Origin of the sequence: Nostoc sp. 'Lobaria pulmonaria (5183) cyanobiont' (assembly GCF_002949795.1) — a bacterium.
In the GTDB taxonomy this organism is placed as follows: Bacteria; Cyanobacteriota; Cyanobacteriia; order Cyanobacteriales; family Nostocaceae; genus Nostoc.
This window is the reverse complement of sequence record NZ_CP026692.1, coordinates 4,834,735-4,852,438: the sequence shown is the minus strand read 5'-3', so window position 1 is coordinate 4,852,438 and position 17,704 is coordinate 4,834,735. Positions and strand designations below refer to the sequence as shown.

Annotated in this window: 9 protein-coding genes and 3 pseudogenes; 4 read left to right on the top strand and 8 right to left on the bottom strand. The window is 41.8% G+C overall.

All coding sequences use genetic code 11. The features are described 5' to 3' along the window. The first annotated feature begins 83 nt into the window (after positions 1-83). Both ligA and NLP_RS21355 read left to right on the top strand, forming a co-directional pair. Entirely contained in the window at positions 84-2,120 is a 2,037-nt protein-coding gene (ligA, locus tag NLP_RS21360) for an NAD-dependent DNA ligase LigA (protein WP_104908130.1), read from the top strand. A gap of 437 nt (positions 2,121-2,557) precedes the next feature. Continuing rightward, positions 2,558-4,717 (top strand): hypothetical protein, encoded by a 2,160-nt coding sequence (locus NLP_RS21355; RefSeq protein ID WP_104908129.1) that lies wholly within the window; start codon positions 2,558-2,560, stop codon positions 4,715-4,717. Between the two features lie 235 nt (positions 4,718-4,952). Here the strand turns inward: NLP_RS21355 and NLP_RS21350 are convergent, their stop codons facing one another. The 4 genes and pseudogenes from NLP_RS21350 to NLP_RS21335 all read right to left on the bottom strand — a co-directional run bounded on the left by NLP_RS21350 (position 4,953) and on the right by NLP_RS21335 (position 7,417). Then, a complete protein-coding gene (locus NLP_RS21350; RefSeq protein ID WP_104908128.1) occupies positions 4,953-5,708 on the bottom strand; it encodes a Uma2 family endonuclease in 756 nt (251 codons plus the stop codon). Positions 5,709-5,812: 104 nt separating this feature from the next. Beyond that, a pseudogene (locus tag NLP_RS36195) lies at positions 5,813-6,157 on the bottom strand (alpha-glucan family phosphorylase); the annotation flags it as partial. Between the two features lie 254 nt (positions 6,158-6,411). Then, positions 6,412-6,522, bottom strand: a pseudogene (locus NLP_RS21340) (SDR family NAD(P)-dependent oxidoreductase); the annotation flags it as partial. 229 nt (positions 6,523-6,751) lie between these two features. Continuing rightward, the gene (locus NLP_RS21335) at positions 6,752-7,417 is read right to left on the bottom strand and encodes a phosphoribosyltransferase (protein WP_104908127.1); all 666 of its coding nucleotides are present in this window, start codon (positions 7,415-7,417) and stop codon (positions 6,752-6,754) included. 805 nt (positions 7,418-8,222) lie between these two features. Here NLP_RS21335 and NLP_RS21330 point away from each other — a divergent pair. Both NLP_RS21330 and NLP_RS21325 read left to right on the top strand, forming a co-directional pair. Further along, the gene (locus NLP_RS21330) at positions 8,223-8,726 is read left to right on the top strand and encodes a hypothetical protein (protein WP_104908126.1); all 504 of its coding nucleotides are present in this window, start codon (positions 8,223-8,225) and stop codon (positions 8,724-8,726) included. Between the two features lie 270 nt (positions 8,727-8,996). Continuing rightward, positions 8,997-9,155 (top strand): annotated as a pseudogene (locus NLP_RS21325) (four helix bundle protein); the annotation flags it as partial. A gap of 78 nt (positions 9,156-9,233) precedes the next feature. Here the strand turns inward: NLP_RS21325 and NLP_RS21320 are convergent. The 4 genes from NLP_RS21320 to NLP_RS21305 form a co-directional block, all read right to left on the bottom strand. Beyond that, the gene (locus tag NLP_RS21320; RefSeq protein ID WP_234017012.1) at positions 9,234-9,581 is read right to left on the bottom strand and encodes an esterase/lipase family protein; all 348 of its coding nucleotides are present in this window, start codon (positions 9,579-9,581) and stop codon (positions 9,234-9,236) included. A 102-nt stretch (positions 9,582-9,683) separates the two neighbouring features. Further along, positions 9,684-10,298 carry a hypothetical protein gene (locus NLP_RS21315; protein ID WP_104908125.1) on the bottom strand — a complete coding sequence of 205 codons (615 nt, stop codon included), beginning with the start codon at positions 10,296-10,298 and terminating at the stop codon, positions 9,684-9,686. Between the two features lie 183 nt (positions 10,299-10,481). Beyond that, on the bottom strand, positions 10,482-16,199 hold the full coding sequence (locus NLP_RS21310) for an nSTAND1 domain-containing NTPase (RefSeq protein ID WP_104909962.1): 5,718 nt from the start codon (positions 16,197-16,199) through the stop codon (positions 10,482-10,484). 129 nt (positions 16,200-16,328) lie between these two features. Further along, positions 16,329-17,684, bottom strand: coding sequence for an AAA family ATPase (locus tag NLP_RS21305; RefSeq protein WP_104908124.1), 1,356 nt, complete (start codon positions 17,682-17,684; stop codon positions 16,329-16,331). Positions 17,685-17,704 lie beyond the last annotated feature (20 nt).

Genomic DNA, 17,704 nt, shown 5'->3' with positions numbered 1-17,704 from the left:
TGGCTCAAAAGCCAAAAAAAATTTTGTATAGTACAAATGTATGATTTATTAGCCCTAATTCTAGATATTTTATAATAATTCTAATGACACAGATTAAGCCGGAAGTAAAGCGTACAGCAGAATTGCGCCAGTTATTGCAACAAGCAAGCTTCGCTTATTACGTCCTAGATGCTCCAATCATGGAGGATGCAATCTATGACCAGCTATATCGAGAATTGCAACAACTGGAAACTCAATATCCAGAATTGACAGCACCCGATAGTCCGACTCAGCGTGTGGGTGAAAGGCCGGCAACACAGTTTACCTCGGTGCGGCACAATATCCCCTTGTACAGTCTGGAGAATGCATTCAATATTCATGAGTTGCAAGGGTGGGATCAGCGTTGGCGGCGACAAGTACCGAAAATAGATTCAGTGGAATATGTCACTGAACTTAAAATTGATGGTTCTGCTTTGGCTCTTACCTACCAAAATGGCATTCTAGTTAGAGGGACAACTAGAGGTGATGGGGTGACAGGTGAAGATATCACTCAAAATGTGCGGACAATTCGCTCTATTCCCTTACGTTTGAATTTTGAAGGGTTAGAAATTCTAGAAAGAGTAGAAGTGCGAGGTGAAGCGTTTTTGCCGTTGGAAGTATTTAAACAAATCAACGAGGAAAGGCAAAAAGCAAGTGAGCAATTATTTGCTAATCCCCGTAATGCCGCAGCTGGTACACTCAGGCAACTAGACTCCCGCATTGTCGCTAAACGGCGGTTAGATTTCTTTGGCTACACCCTGCACATTCCTGGTAGAGATGACACCAGTATTGCTAATACCCAATGGGAAGCGTTGGAGTTGTTGGAAAAGATGGGTTTTCGAGTCAACCCCAACCACAAACTCTGTGCCTCGATCGCAGAAGTGGCAAAATATTACGAATATTGGGATACGGAACGGCTGAATTTACCCTACATGACTGATGGGGTAGTAGTGAAGCTGAATTCTTTTAAACTTCAGGAACAGCTAGGGTTTACGCAGAAATTTCCCCGTTGGGCGATCGCTTTAAAGTACCCAGCCGAAGAAGCACCTACCCGTGTGGAAAATATTGCTGTAAATGTGGGACGAACGGGGGCGTTAACGCCATTAGCAGAGATGCGTCCGGTGCAACTGGCGGGAACAACAGTTTCCCGCGCTACTTTACATAATAGCGATCGCATTACTCAATTAGACATCCGCATTGGCGATACTGTGATTGTCCGCAAAGCTGGGGAAATCATTCCAGAAGTGCTGAGGGTAATCAAAGAACTCCGTCCTGCTGACACTAAACCCTTTGTTATGCCTACCCATTGCCCAGTCTGCGGTCAACTAGTGGTGCGAGAATCAGGTGAGGCGGTGACTCGGTGCGTCAATGCTTCCTGTGCGGCGATTCTCAAAGGTTCCATTGAACATTGGGTAAGTCGTGATGCCTTGGATATCAAAGGTATGGGCGAAAAGTTGGTATATCAACTCGTTGATAAAGGTTTGGTGCATTCCGTTGCTGATTTATATGAGTTGACAGCAGAGAAATTATCTGAATTGGAAAGGATGGGTAAAAAGTCGGCAGAGAAATTGATCGATGCGATCGCTCAATCAAAAAATCAACCTTGGTCAAGAGTATTGTATGGTTTAGGTATCCGTCACGTTGGCAGTGTAAATGCTCAATTGTTGACTCAGAAATATTTCGCTGTAGACCAGTTAGTTACGGCAAAGCAATCAGATATTGAAGGCATTTACGGTATTGGTACTGAAATTGCCCAATCAGTATACCAATGGTTTCGGATTGACGCTAACCAAAAGTTGATAGAACGCTTACAAGCAGAAGGATTGCAATTAACTGCCTCAGAGGAAACAAAAATAGTTGGGGATGGTAATCAAAAGTTCGCAGGTAAAACTTTTGTAATTACAGGAACATTGCCAACCTTAAAGCGAGATGAAGCGAAGGCTTTGATTCAAAAAGCCGGGGGAAAAGTGACTGATTCAGTGAGTAAAAAAACAGATTATTTAGTGTTAGGAGATGAGGCCGGTTCCAAGTTAGAAAAAGCAATTTCTTTGGGAATTACGCAGTTAAGCGAGGTGCAATTGTTAGAGATGGTTGAAGGTTGAAACAAGGTAAACGCCTGGAAAGCTATATATTTAATGAACGAATCCAGGCGAGTAACCCAGACCAATCAATCAGCCCGAAAGCATAACCGCTAGAACCCGCATTATTTACTTGGCTGATAAAATCTGCTTATGCTTTATATTTTTTAGACTCTGGTATCAATACATATTTAAGACTCCTTAGTACTTAACTAAATATAACTTCATAATCACTTTTGCGGAATTTTGATATGTTGTTGTGTATCAAACTCTATTGGCTTATATCTTGCTCCTAGAGCGAGTCCACAAGCGTCTTAATTCTGACCGGAGGCGGAGCGTCTCCGGCTTTGCTTCTGACTTCTGAATTCTTCTTCAATCTCATTTATCTGGAAACTAGGTGCAAGATATAAACCAATATGAACAAAAACAATTAACCTTTTGTATATTTACAGAAATTTGTCATGAACAAAAGACAACAGGTTTTTAACGGTATTGTCTTGTGGTTGGGACTAGCATTCCTAATTTTAATGCTACAAAATTTCTACAGTGTATTGCAATACATTTTCTTTCTGCGAGTGCCTATAATTATTGGTTTATTACTGTTATTATTGCCAACAATTTCAGTGAATACTGGTTTATCAGCGATGTTGAAAAACTTATTTGTACTTCGCGCTAATAATCAGTTGGTTTTAGTTATTGGAGGTGCAGTTTTAGCAGGACTGGCTACGATACAAGTTTTCGATATCATCTTGTATAATTCCCATCTTCGTTTTGATGTACCTCAGCAGCAAGTAATTCCAGAATTTCTCCAATATTTAATCGCTATTATCTTAAGTCTTCCGATTGCCATAAAGGCGATTCAGCTTTCTAAAAAAGAAATAGAAGAAGCAGATCGTAGCTGGGAAGGTTGGGGAATTATATTTGGCATTCTTGCAGGAGCTTTATTGCTAATAACCAATTACTTTAACAAGCATTTTTTTGAATCTAATCAGGTTTTAAAACAGGTCTTATTGAAAATAATTTCTTTTTTCCCAGAAAGAATACAAAGGGGTTATGTAGATGCAAATGGTAATTTATCTTACGGAATTGCTGCAATAACAGTATTTTCACTTTTTCTATTAATTGTTTATGGGTTAGGTTATGTTATCTTGAAACCTCGTCCAATTCGTAATAGATTTGAAGCTCCTGCTCTTTTTTATATTACTCTTATTTTGTCAGTTATGGTAGTGTGGATAGGAGGAATTTCTTACTTTGTTGATGTGTCTCGCATTCCTACATTGCTATTATTTTTAGCAATTTCATCTGCTTCTTATGCTATTTTTAAAATAGACCATTTTTACAAAATATACTCAAAAAGTAACTGGAAAAAACCAACAAAAGAAAAGTGGATTAATGTTATCTCTCAACGTCTGAAAAATCAACAAAGTGAAGATAAAACTTTAGTAGTGGTTTGTGCAAGTGGTGGAGGTATTCAAGCATCTGGATGGACAACTAAAGTTTTGACTGGTTTACAGGAAGAACTTGGATCTGATTTTACCAAAGCAATTGGTTGGATAAGTTCGGTTTCTGGTGGTTCTGTCGGAACAATGTTTTATTTGGATAGATTTGGAGATCGGGGTTATCCAGAAGAAAATCAATTAAAACAGATTTTTAAAAGCGCTACAGAAGATAGTTTGGATGCTACAGGCTGGGGATTCGCTTATCCAGATTTACTTCGTTTTATTGGTTTACCTTTTGTCTTACCAAAAGAGAAAGAGAAAGAGAAAGAGGAAGATACTACAACTGAGCAAGACCGTGGTACTGCTATCGAAATAGATTGGAAAGGGGAAATGAAAAATCCCGATGCAAGTTTAGGTAGCTGGAGCGATAAAATTGACCAAGGAATTATTCCTATTCCTATTTTTAATGCAACTTTAGTTGAAGATGGACGGCGTTTTTTAGTTAGTCCAATGACTTTTAGTCCCCATAAGGATTGCAAATCTATAGATTTTAATACCCTTTATCCAGAATACGATATTGATGTAACGACAGCCGCTAGATTATCTGCCACTTTTCCTTATGTATCTCCTGTGTGTCGTCCTAGTCAAGACACTAGATGGAATTATCATATAGGTGATGGTGGTTACTTCGACAACTTTGGTATTGGTACTACCATAGAATTACTGGATCAACTATTAGAATCTGAGCAATCTCACCAAATTAAAAAAGTTATTTTAATCCAAATAAATGCTTTTCCTGATGATGAGAATCCCCAAGAAGAAAAAGGCGCTCCGGGATGGCAGATGGAAGTTATTGGTTCATTGCTCGCTTTATTAAATGTTCGTAGTGATACACAGAACGAAGGCAATACATTAAATATAGAACTTTTGATAGACAAGTATAAATGTGGCTACAAGCATGATGAACAGGAAAAAGTGCAGCAATTTTTAAAAGATAAATCTTGTCAAAAAGCAATAGAAATTATGCATATTCCTATTAAATTTCCTCGTGGTAGAATCAATCCTCCACTTTCTTGGCAGTTAACTCAAGAACAAAAAGAAGCTATTCAAAATGCATGGCGAGATTGGAAAAGAAGCCACTCTGATATTATTTCTGAACTAAAAAAGATATTTCCAGAGTGATGAGTATTAATTCATAAAATGATTTAGGATTTCTGTAATAATCTTATTTGATTTATAAGCCGCAGATTCCCGAATTTTTAAAGAAGTCAGGGATCTTGTTTCTCAGTCATGATTCAGCATTGATATAGCAAACAGTTTGTTTTGCAAAATCGGATGATTAGACTTCTTGCATGAATCAAAAACCCTCACCCTAAATCCCTCTCCCAAGCTTGGGAGAGGGACTTTGAAATTGCCTCTACTCAAATGGGGGCAAGTTATTCGGGTCAATACCCTGAGATTGTAAGTAAGCAATCAGTCGTTCTTTTTGCTGGCGTTCTTGTTCGGTGCGTTGGCGTTCTTGTTCAATCTGTTCTATAGCCCAGGGTAACAAATTACCATTTCGATCCCACCAGCGCAACCAATAAGCAGTTCGCGCTTCTTTTGTTCCTTGCCAAGTTCCCAAAAATAAGCCCATTACATCAATCCAATGACGACCATTTTCGTCAGGTTGCTTTAACTCATAGCGTTTATTTTCTAGTTGATAATATTCTAATAAACCGCCATAAAGTTCAAAAATTATGTAGATGGGAATTTGCAAAATTTGCTCGTAGAAAAACCATTTTCCTGGTGGATAAGTTCGCTTTACCGAATATTCTCCACCGTCAGTATCGGATAAAAATTCAATAGCGATCGCCGGAATATCTCCTTCTAAATTGGGTGTATAACTTTTGCGATTAGCCACCACTTCATTAACCGACGGCACATAAACCCAGTCTGGTGCTTTGGCAATAAATTGACCGTTGACTGTCGCACAAAGACCAAAGTTTGAAGCTATCAACATCTGGGGTTGGATGAATCCACTGATTTCTAGGCTTTCACGCAAAGCACCAGCCAAGAGTGGCTGACCAGTATTCTCCACTGGTTCATCCTCTAGTTGAAAATCTTTGGGCAAGGCTTCCCAAGAGATTACCAGTTCTATTGGTGATTTGGCTTGGCTGAGTTGGGTTGCCATAAACACAGCATGAATTTATTCTCGATCTTATCGCAGCCGATACTAGGAGCAAAAAAAGGGGCAGAAAACCCACCCCTCTATTTAACCAAGAAACTGAAAATGCTCTAAAGCAGTACTTTAGCTAAAATCGGTTCCACACTCTTAGAAATCTCTGGCACATACACCTGTGAAACGTAGTCGGCAATCATCCTGTCGGTGTTGAATAACGGCGCATTTGTCTTAATGGATGTTTTCATCATTTGCACCCAACGGTGGGGAATGCCTTCGGCATCTTGGTCATAGTATAGAGGAACGATTTCTTCTTCTAAGAGCGGATAAAGCGATCGCGAATCAATCCGATCTTGCAATTCTTGATCGCTAGTATTAGCATCTTCACCAATTGCCCAACCGTTAATTCCTTTGCCATCTGGCCCTGCTTGGTAGCCTTCACACCACCAGCCATCCAAAACGCCACGTAACTCCCGTGATTTTTTCACCTTATAACGGGTGAAGGCAATCAATCTTTCTTTGAGGATAAGATGCCGTGACCACAATTCCTCGTCAGGAATCTCGTCAACTTTAGCCCACATCTTGGGATCGACGGCGCGATTTTTCCAGTCTTCTCCCAAATATTGGTTATATAAGTCACCTAACAGAAGTATTCGGTAGAAAAAGACGATAGGATTCGCTGTCCATCAAAATGAAGAAACCGATCTTCGCGTCAAGCAGCCAGCATCAGTTTGGCTCCACTAGCAGCAAGTTGCTTCGCAGTCGCCTCACCTAACCCACTACTGGCTCCGGTGATGATTATCACTTTGTCTTGAATCTCAGACATATTAATTAATGTGGGTTATGAAACATTGGATGCTGTTTCAGATGAACTCAGCATTATTCAACCATATCAACTAGTTTGTACACTCGATCAACGTTTTCTGTCCCGGCAGCGTCACTAATCGGAACCGCTATGATCGCACCGTTTGAATTGTGTCCCGTTAAAACTTCAGTTGGTGAGTTGAGACTATCTCAGAAACTTAATCTTGGCATTCCCAAACACCAAAATTTATCTACATACCAAGAGGTATAGCATCACTGTTCTTTGCCGCTTTTGCGAGTAAGGCGCGGACTTCTTCATCCGTAGTTTGGGGAAAGCTTTCGTACCAAAGACCAACGCTGCAAAAAGGGCTGGGTGTCGAGACGCAAACGATTTCGTCTACTTCAGTTTCTAATTCTTGGCAAGTTTCAGGTGCAGCCACAGGTACAGCGATCGCAATCTGAGCAGGTTGGTGTTTTTGCACAGTTACAACAGCAGCCCACATGGTTGCACCCGTGGCTAAACCATCATCTACCAAGATGACTGTGCGTCCTTGTAAATCTTTTAAGGGGCGATTTCCCCGATAAAGCCGTTCCCGCCGCTCTAACTCCCGTTCTTCTTGCGCCGACACTCTGGCAATTACTTCATCGGATATCTTCACCAGGCTGATAATATATTTATTAACTATCCGCACACCCCCAGAAGCGATCGCTCCCATCGCTAGTTCTTCTTGATCGGGCACACCCAATTTACGTACCACTAAAACATCTAAGGGAGCATTTAACGTTTTAGCAACTTCAAAAGCAACGGGTACACCACCCCTTGGTAGCCCTAATACCAGAACATCTGGGTTGTTAGCATAAGCGGTTAACTCCTTAGCCAAAACTTGACCCGCAAACCTCCGATTTTTAAATAGCATGGTGTGATATTCCTAATTGGTTTCCAAAAAATTAAATAAAAAATATTTACATACGTTTGTTATTGGCTATCAACCTCAAAAAATGAAGCAATTGAGCAAATTCCAAACTTGTTGTTATAGTTCAGATGTTCTGAATCGATCTTAGAAAGCTAAATATTCCCTGTCCTCCACTAACGGAGCGACATCTTCTATCTACAGTTCTATCAAACGGATGAGTTAGCTTTAATGCAATAAGATTTCTGCATCTTGCGCTGAGACTATTTTACGACTCCACACTCAATATCCGTCCCCAAATGGCTTGTTGAAGAAGACACGGTGATGCGGTGAACTCTCCTTGTAGGGGGTTTACTGCTCTAGGTAACTGGTGTTAGCGTGAAGCAAAGTTATAGTGCAACCACAAAAGAAGGGTGACATGGAAAACCTAATGTTTAAGTAGCGGTGCATTTAAAAACTGCTATAAGTTTTGCCACTTGCTAACATTTACTGTTAAACTCTTACTGAGTTGTTTTTTTACACTATACTAGAGAATTACTTAATTGCTAGCAGATGCAAAAATCTCTGAAAATCCAGTGATAATTCAATTGTTAATTCTTCGCGTATCCCCTGTTACTGACATTGTGTTGATGTTATCTTTACATTATCCCTAAATTGTGAATATAAGATAATGCACCATCTGCTTGTTCGTTATATAATGCTTAATATTACAGAGAAGAGTCATAAAAGTTACCCAATTAACACTTTTGAATAAAAATTAATCGGGTAGAATCACTGAATATGTTTGAAAATCAAAAGAAGGGTGTTTTTAATGATCGGCTTAACTAATTCAGAAAACGGCACAGTTAGCAGCACAGCAGCCACTAAGAGACTAGCAAGGGCGATGGTGGTTTCTGGTGGAGAGTTTTCACTATTATTGGCGTGTTGTAACTGCGTTCAAAGGCAGCAGCAAGTGCTGAATTTGTTAAGAGAATTTTCATCAGCAGATATCCACGAAATTTTGCTCTTACCTACGGTTGACAAGTTATACACAGCTATTAGAAGTAAAATTGGTACTACTCAACCCGAAGCTTTGATGGTAAGGGGCTTAGAATCTATAGTGGCAATTAACCAACTGATTATTAGTACCAATATCATGCGAGATGAATTTCGGAAACAGTTTCAGTTCCCCTTGGTGTTGTGGGTCAATGATGAAATTCTGCGTAAGCTAGTCTGGCTAGCACCCGATTTCAAAGACTGGGCGGCTAGTACTATTAGATTTGATGTACCGAATAATCAGTTAATTGAATCTGAACAACAACCCATCAGCGCCTAATATTGCCTGAAATTACTTTCAAAATCTTATATGGGCTAGGTTGAACCGAGTAAAACCGAAGCTGATGTTCTATCACATTCTTTATCTAAAATCACTTTTATTGAACCCTCCCTTACCAAAGTCAGGTAAAACCCTTGGAAGCTATTTTCCAAATAAGAATATGGTATGGGTGTTGGGTGTGTTATCGCCTTAGTACGCGTCACCCTAAAAAAAACTGTGGAAATTAAGCTGCGATCGCCAGGTTTGTTTGAATCGTATAATTAAAGTCTTGAATTTGTTAAATTTCTACATATTGCTTTAGGTTCGCTTCGGGAACTCGACACTCAGTTGATTATTTCCAAGGAAGTCGGATTAGCATCCCCTGAACTATTTACTCCTGTTTTGGAAGAAGTCGATAGGTTTCAAGAAATTTTAGTGTCAAGCATTCATGCATCTCAAGTCTTGAATCTATTCTACCTTCTGCCTCTTGCCTCCTGCCTCCTGCCTCCTGCCTTGAACGCAGAATTCTCACAAAATCGCGTTGCTCCCAATTGTTATTGAACCTAGGTTTTCCTCAAGGGAGATATATCCTCTACATCTCTGCAAGGATTGTGGATAACGCATATTTAATTTCACCAGATGTCTAAGAGGAATTATAGTACCAGCCATTGAGTGACCGACTAGGACAATATCATCATCAGTTTTTGGCAGCGCTTGAATTACTGCATTCGCAAGTTGGGACAAAGTAGCAGATGCATTTTCAATTGGCAAATCCATTGCTAGGGTTTTGTGTCCCTGTGCTTCTAAGTAGGGAATTAGCAAATCCCAACACCAGGTGGCTTGGAAAGCACCGTGAACTAGACAATATAGACTCATATCAATTGAATAGTGGTAATGGTGGACAAGTTTTAACTTCTCTTATTTTTTAGCAAATTTTTAACCTTGACTAAGTAAGTTACATCAGCACCTGCTATATATTCAAACAGCAGTTAAAACAGTCCGAAAAGGTTGCAATAAAATACCCAAGATTTTATCAACTTCTTTAATATAGTATTCAGTCGAATCTATATAAACAGTCGTTTCTTCTAAAAATAAAAACTTCCAGTTAGTTCCACTAGTAACCGATCCATAAATTCGCCCGACTTCATTACCTTGGTTTTGATTGAACAACTGCGCTGCGATCATTGCGGCTACACATTGACCCAGACCGCCGATAATATCTTCTTTTTTCGCTTCAAAAATAAACATTACCGGAGCAGAAATAAATAATTGTTCCTGGGAATTGCTAATGATGTAATCGCAAAAGCCTTGCAAGCCTTGAGTTGGATCAACATTAAATTCATTTCCAGAGAACAACGAGATTTTATTATTTAATAATCGTCTGACCTCTGCGAGAATTGGTGCAATTAAAAACTCTGACCTGGCTTTTTCGGTTGAAATTGCAGTTGCTAAAGGAATGTAATCTATTAAAATTGTTCTGAGAGTTTCTGATGGTGTAACAGGTTTTGTATCAGCAAATAAATTGCGAGTTTCATCGAGGGTTAAGTCAAAACTCTTTTTCACTTTAGCGAGACTAAAATCGCTGTATGCCATCCTTCCACCTTGTGATTATCTATTTACAGCAGAATTCAAGTATTTGAACCACATCTGTTGTAGGGGCGCAAGGCCTTGCGCCCCTACCGCGTGGTCTATTTACCTGAAAATAGCTGTAATCTATTTCATATATTAGACTTATTGCAGAAGTGGGGAAAAGGGTAAGGGGTAAAGAGGAAAGGGCTAATTCTGTAACTTTTTAAGCTCTGCATCTGTAAACGGATTCTTCCCCGCCCGTAAATCTTTCACCCAGCGTTGCCGTTGTGCTTTTCTATCTTTATCGTCACTCTGGGCGATGTATGCCTCAAAGTCTTGAATTGCCCCTTGGGTGTTGCCTGTCAGCGCTCTAGCCAAGCCACGACTATCACGAATGTTGCCATTTTTAGGTGCAAATGCAACGGCTTGTTCACAGGCTGGTAAAACATCGGCGGCTTGTTTTTGCAGACTCCCGTCCCAGCATAGTGCATTCCAAGAACTTATAGGAATTTCGACTTTTGGATCGAGCTTGAGAGCTTCGGTATAATCTGCTAGCGCTTCCTTAAACTTTTTCTCTTGTAAGCGGCTGTTTCCTTCATCAACTGAGCGTTCAGCTTTGCCTTTGTTGACAAACTGTTTTGCTCTGGACTGGAAATCAAAATTTAATTTATTATCCCACTGCTGTGCTTGGCGGAACTTTTCCACAGCGCCATTAATATCATTATTTCGCGCTAACTTTTCACCTTGGATGACTAATACTGTCGCCCCCAGCGCCTTCTGTGATGGAGTTTGGCACGATTGCAATTCTTCTAACACTTCTGGATGGGCAACTAGGTAATTATTCAGCAAGTTGCAACCACTGAGTAATAAATTATCTAAATCCAAGTCCCATAAAATCACCGTCTTGTCATCACTGCCAGAAGCCAGTGTCTTGCCATCGGGGCTGAAGACTACGCTAATGACCGTACTGCTATGCCCAGTCAGGGTTTTGATCGCTTTGCCTGTGCTGACATCCCAGAGTTTGATCGTCTTGTCATCACTGCCAGAAGCCAGTGTCTTGCCATCGGGGCTGAAGACTACGCTAATGACCCTACTGCTATGCCCAGTCAGGGTTTTGATCGCTTTGCCTGTGCTGACATCCCAGAATTTGATCGTGTTGTCATCACTGCCAGAAGCCAGTGTCTTGCCATCGGGGCTGAAGACTACGCTATATACCGTACTGCTATGCCCAGTCAGGGTTTTGCTCGCTTTGCCTGTGCTGACATCCCAGAGTTTGATCGTCTTGTCATCACTGCCAGAAGCCAGTGTCTTGCCATCGGGGCTGAAGACTACGCTATATACCGTACTGCTATGCCCAGTCAGGGTTTTGATCGCTTTGCCTGTGCTGACATCCCAGAGTTTGATCGTCTTGTCATCACTGCCAGAAGCCAGTGTCTTGCCATCGGGGCTGAAGACTACGCTATATACCGTACTGCTATGCCCAGTCAGGGTTTTGATCGCTTTGTCTGTGCTGACATCCCAGAGTTTGATCGTCTTGTCATCACTGCCAGAAGCCAGTGTCTTGCCATCGGGGCTGAAGACTACGCTAATGACCGTACTGCTATGCCCAGTCAGGGTTTTGATCGCTTTGCCTGTGCTGACATCCCAGAGTTTGATCGTCTTGTCATCACTGCCAGAAGCCAGTGTCTTGCCATCGGGGCTGAAGACTACGCTTAAGACCCAACTGCTATGCCCAGTCAGGGTTTTGCTCGCTTTGCCTGTGCTGACATCCCAGAGTTTGATCGTCTTGTCATAACTGCCAGAAGCCAGTGTCTTGCCATCGGGGCTGAAGACTACGCTTAAGACCCTACTGCTATGCCCAGTCAGGGTTTTGCTCGCTTTGCCTGTGCTGACATCCCAGAGTTTGATCGTCTTGTCATCACTGCCAGAAGCCAGTGTCTTGCCATCGGGGCTGAAGACTACGCCCCAGACCGTACTGCTATGCCCAGTCAGGGTTTTGCTCGCTTTGCCTGTGCTGACATCCCAGAGTTTGATCGTCTTGTCATCACTGCCAGAAGCCAGTGTCTTGCCATCGGGGCTGAAGACTACGCTTAAGACCCTACTGCTATGCCCAGTCAGGGTTTTGATCGCTTTGCCTGTGCTGACATCCCAGAGTTTGATCGTGTTGTCATCACTGCCAGAAGCCAGTGTCTTGCCATCGGGGCTGAAGACTACGCTAATGACCATACTGCTATGCCCAGTCAGGGTTTTGATCGCTTTGCCTGTGCTGACATCCCAGAGTTTGATCGTGTTGTCATCACTGCCAGAAGCCAGTGTCTTGCCATCGGGGCTGAAGACTACGCTAATGACCATACTGCTATGCCCAGTCAGGGTTTTGATCGCTTTGCCTGTGCTGACATCCCAGAGTTTGATCGTGTTGTCATCACTGCCAGAAGCCAGTGTCTTGCCATCGGGGCTGAAGACTACGCCCCAGACTGAACTGCTGTGCCCTTCTAAAGTGTTCACCTCTATAGCTCTATTTTCTTTATGCTCTTGTGGCTGCAAATAAATTGCTTGCCTTAACATTGCCATAGTCCGCATTTGGGTATCTGTGTTTGCCCCAGGATTCAGTTTTAGTTTTTTTAGTTTTCCCCCGGCTTTTAAGCCTTCTATTAAAGCATCGGGGTTTTGCTTAGAGACAAAAAACGCCTCTGAAGAATTAGCAAGGGCATTAATTTCACTAATTGCAGCTTGTTTTCTTTGCTCATCTGCCGTTCGTGCTGCATCCCAGGCTGTAACTGCCAACCCCGCTAAGACTAATCCTGCGGCTACGGAACCAAAAAGGGCGCGTTTGAGAAAGTTATTTAGTTTGGCGTCACTCAGTTTTCTTTGTTCTCGTTCTTTTTCTAGTTCCGCCATCACATGTTTTAACTTTGGTTCCTGTTGCTGGCGGATAAAGGCGGCGATGTAGTCATGTACCAGTTGATAACGGTCAGCCGGGTTTTCTGGTAGCAAAACCACCAAGCCAGATTGGACAAAAATCTCTACAATCAAATCTAATTTGCTGATGTCAAAAGCTTTATCCTCCCTAGTTTCTGATCCCCCCGCCTGCGGCGACCCCCTTAAAAAGGGGGTAGAAAGAATAAAGCCCCCCTTTTTAAGGGGGGTTGGGGGGATCTCCAAGAAATACGCGAACAAATCGCGTTCCAACTCAGCGCGAGTCTTCAGGGGGCGAGTTCCTTTTTCATCCGTCAGCAAATACAGTAATATGTCTGCTGCTTGGTGATTTTCTTCACCACAATCATTAACAACTTCATGCAAATAACGCTTAACCAATTCGTCTTTAGTGCCACGCTGCCGATATTCTGCCAGAGTTGTAATATTCTCCGTTTGCAGTTGCGCCCCCACAACCTGCAACTCAATGGGACGAACTTCACCCAATTCCCCGGCTAAATCTTGTACCAGTTGTTCAACTAAAACATCCTCTAAGTGAAAACTAGTATTTTCAGTTAAACGCTGAATAATTGACTTTGCATCAGCAGGTGAGAAGTTCCCCAACTTGTAAAGCACATTATTACTGAGAATGTCATTGCCAATAATCTTCAGGCTGGACAAATCATTGCACTCTAGCAAGTAATGGATGTAATCTACCCGCAGCGATAAGATAACTTTCACCGATAGAACATTCAGACACTCTCCCAGAAACTCAAAGAATTGCTTCCTTTGTGCTGGTTCGGTGTAAACAAAGAAAAATTCCTCAAATTGATCAAAAATTAGCACTGTGCGGAGGTTGCGCTGTTCGTTTTCTTTAAGTCTGGATATTAAATATTGCGGTTCTCTAACCTCACCCCCAACCCCTCTCCTTGCTAAGGAGAGGGGAGTGTTTGCGTCAGCAAATACGGGGTGAGGTTCCGACTGTATTGCACTGCTATATTGCAGAGTTTCGAGTTCTGAGGTGGAACGTTGAGGTTCTGAGGTGGAACGTTGAGCTTCTGAAGTGGAACGTTGAGGTTCTGAGGTCGAAGGTTGAGCTTCTGAGGTCGAACGTTGAGCTTCTGAGGTGGAACGTTGAGCTTCTGAGGTGGAACGTTGAGCTTCTGAGGTCGAAGTTCCGAGTTCAAAGGTCGAAGGTTGAGCTTCTGAGGTCGAAATTCCGAGTTCAAAGGTGGAACGTTGAGCTTCTAAGGTCGAAACTTGAAGTTCTAACTCTTCCTCATCTCCCCCATTTCCCAAAAGCTTCCCCAACTCTTCCACCCAGTTGGTGTAAACGCGCATTACCACCGGCAAATAATCTTGAGTACCAATCGCTTTATTCTTTAAAGCTGGTATAAGTCCCGCATTCACCAGGGAACTTTTGCCTACACCCGATTGCCCATGAATTACTATCAGCTTATAATCAGGGCGACCCATACGTTCAATCAAACGTTCTACATCCAATAGGCGACCAGATGCAGCAATTTCTGGGGCAATGTTTCCTTGGGGAGAGTTTGAGCGCAATGTCTCTACAAATGCCTGTTTTGTAGCTTCTAACCTACCCGCACCAATAAAAGCCCGCAAGCCAAATTGCTGTTCAATGGAACGCCGTTGCTGTTTTATTTTGTATGCTTTGAGATATTCTTTCTGCTCAAAATAAAGCTGCTGCAAAAATTTAAGAATATCCAAGTAAAGCCGGAAATCTTCTAGGGGATTACCCACATGCCTAGCAGTTTCTAAGCTGAAAGTTGCCTGTTTAATTTGACCTAAATGGTATTGAGAACGACTTAAAATAAACTGATATAAGCTCAAATGTTTTGATTTTAAAACCCTTTCGGGAATATCAGATAAAACCCCTGATACATTCGCTGATTCCAAATTGGGAATCGCAGCAAAAACTTCCAAGGCTTGCTGAACAAGCTGATTTGCTTTCACCCAGTTATTTTGAGCCAAAGCCACCTCAGCTAAAAAACCGTAATCTTTGGCTAATTCCCTTGGCTGGTTGTTAGTTTGATGTACTACTAAAGCCTGTTCAGAAAGACTCTGCAACGTTTCCCACTTTTGCAAGTCCCGCAAAATATCACCGAATTTAATTGCTGTATTAGCAATTAAATCTGGATTGTGAAACAGGTTAATAAAATTTATATACTCTCGAATATAATACCAAGCCGTTTGCCAATCTGGATGATTGATATCTGGATTTTTAAAAGCTTTGAGATAATAACCAACGCCAATCTCCCCAAGGATTATTGCTTGCCTTTCTAAATTATTACTTTCCTGCCAGAGCTTATAAGCTTTTTGATAATGCTGTAGTGCCAAATCTTTTTGATTATTTATCTGTTTGATAAAACCTAACAAAGATTCTAAATCAGCTTGAATTTCTAAATTATAAATATCTGGCTGATTGAGTAATTCTCTTTGCGCCGTTTCTAGCTCAGTTTCCAGTTTAATATATACATCTACGCTAAATTTTAAGTTATTACTAAACCATTGATTAGCCGTTTCGATGATAAAAGCAACTAATTGCTGTGTTGATATAGCAAAATTTCTCGTAGTTGCCCAACTCTCCAAATCAGGCGCAAGCTGTATTAGTTGCTTGTAGATTTCATCGTCAATCCACAACACTAAGGGAAAAGCAAAATTCTTGCGAAACTCCTCCCGCACCTGATTTGCAGAAGTTAACATCACAGACAAATTCTGCACTGATTCCAAACCCACAACCATTACACAGGCTGGTATTTCTGCGCCGAATTCTGACTGAATCGCAGTATAAAGAGTCTTGCGAGATTGCTGCACCGCCAAGACACGAATTTCGACTTGACAAATTTCCTGCAATTTGGAGATTAAGCGATCGCGCTCTCTTGCATAATTACACCGGGCCAAAATCAGCTTAAACTGTCCCACAGAGGACTCGATCGCCCAAGCTAATTGTTGCAGTCCCTTTTCATTTTCAGGTTGCTGTGAATCTGTCATACCAATTTGGAATTTTGGATTTTGGATTAAAAGAGCCAGGGCGAATAGCAGATGTCGGGTGTGTACCACGAAGCATAACGACCGGAAACAGGAAATGGTGCGTTACGGAAGCCATAACACACCCTACCGTTAAGAAACGTTCAACTCTCTTGCTTCAGCTAAAACAGGATTAACATCAAACCAAGACTCGCCACCATCCCGATATTCAAACACAAACCGACTGCGGATCAGTTTTTGATATCCCTGGTCATCACTCACCTTTTTTCTTTCCTTGACATGACGTAACAGTTGCCACTCATCCTCAGAAATCGGTAACATGATTTCATTCCGCCGAGAACGAATCACTTGCTCTAAGGTTGCACGAGTTAGGGGAAGACTCATCTCTTCCATAATCCAGGTATTTAGTAGCCTCAGCACGTCCCGCACATGACCACCGCTCATTTTACATAAGCGCTCTAGGCTAGTAGCACTATCAAAAATCTCAGTAATTTTATTTAAACGCTCCTCTGGTGTCAAGTCAGGAAAAGCTCTAGCTAGTACCATCTGCTGCATGAGTGCCATTCCCTCTAGATGAACACTGCCATCAGTCCTTTGTACAGGTACCATTGGTAACACCTTGGGATCTTCTGGGAAACGCTGAGTCAGCATTCCGTAATCATTGGAAAACTTCAAAGCCAAGGGCATAGTGTAGAGGAGATGACAATTAAGCCTTGTCAAAAACTCACCTTGATCGACAAATAAATATTCCTGCTGCGGACGACCCCAAGGTTTGGCACGATTATCTATGCGGTCAAGATTATCGACAATTACCACCAAACCATTTTTACCCTGCTGTTTGAGTTTAGCGATCGCAGGTTCCAATAATTCTTGATTAATCGCTTCCAGCAGCTTAGTTTTTTGCGGTGCTAAATACTGATTGAGTTTTTCTCGCAGCGTTGGGTCATTTTTCATCTTCGCCGTGATCTCACCAATGCCCACAGACAGAGAAAGCTTTTCTTTTTCAGAGGTGACACCAAAATCGCCGACATTCGGAACCTTAACTTTTACCCCCGTCACTTCGGAGTTTAAGACCTTCCAAGCACCTTGCAGCAACTCATTAAACTTATTGGGTGACTCTAGAGTAATTTTATCCAGACTTTGACTCACACGACGAGCGATCGCTAGCAGCACATCAGCAATATCGACATCGGTCATTTCCAAGTCATCACTGGACTCAAAATAGACAACGTGGAAGCCTAACTTTTCCAGTTCTGCCTGTAAGCGTAATAATTCTGTCGATTTCCCACAACCAATATGCCCAGTAAATAAAGTGCAAGTGGGTTCATTCGGCTTAAAAAAAGTAATTTTCTGCTTCAGCTTGCCAAGAATATCACCACCTCGTACTGAGGAAAAATCTATATAATACTTGCCATCAGAGCTATTGTTAACAAACAGAGTTCTGCTGGGATCGCTAGCCTGATAAAATTCCCGTAAATCTATGGGCATAAAGCTGGTAGTGCAATTAT

Excerpts from the sequence above, each read along its gene's own strand:
- NLP_RS21305 (WP_104908124.1), bottom strand. The coding sequence starts at position 17,684 with ATGCCCATAGATTTACGGGAATTTTATCAGGCTAGCGATCCCAGCAGA.
- NLP_RS21315 (WP_104908125.1), bottom strand. The coding sequence starts at position 10,298 with ATGGCATACAGCGATTTTAGTCTCGCTAAAGTGAAAAAGAGTTTTGAC.
- NLP_RS21335 (WP_104908127.1), bottom strand. The coding sequence starts at position 7,417 with ATGCTATTTAAAAATCGGAGGTTTGCGGGTCAAGTTTTGGCTAAGGAG.
- ligA (WP_104908130.1), top strand. The coding sequence starts at position 84 with ATGACACAGATTAAGCCGGAAGTAAAGCGTACAGCAGAATTGCGCCAG.
- NLP_RS21310 (WP_104909962.1), bottom strand. The coding sequence starts at position 16,199 with ATGACAGATTCACAGCAACCTGAAAATGAAAAGGGACTGCAACAATTA.
- NLP_RS21355 (WP_104908129.1), top strand. The coding sequence starts at position 2,558 with ATGAACAAAAGACAACAGGTTTTTAACGGTATTGTCTTGTGGTTGGGA.
- NLP_RS21320 (WP_234017012.1), bottom strand. The coding sequence starts at position 9,581 with ATGAGTCTATATTGTCTAGTTCACGGTGCTTTCCAAGCCACCTGGTGT.
- NLP_RS21330 (WP_104908126.1), top strand. The coding sequence starts at position 8,223 with ATGATCGGCTTAACTAATTCAGAAAACGGCACAGTTAGCAGCACAGCA.
- NLP_RS21350 (WP_104908128.1), bottom strand. The coding sequence starts at position 5,708 with ATGGCAACCCAACTCAGCCAAGCCAAATCACCAATAGAACTGGTAATC.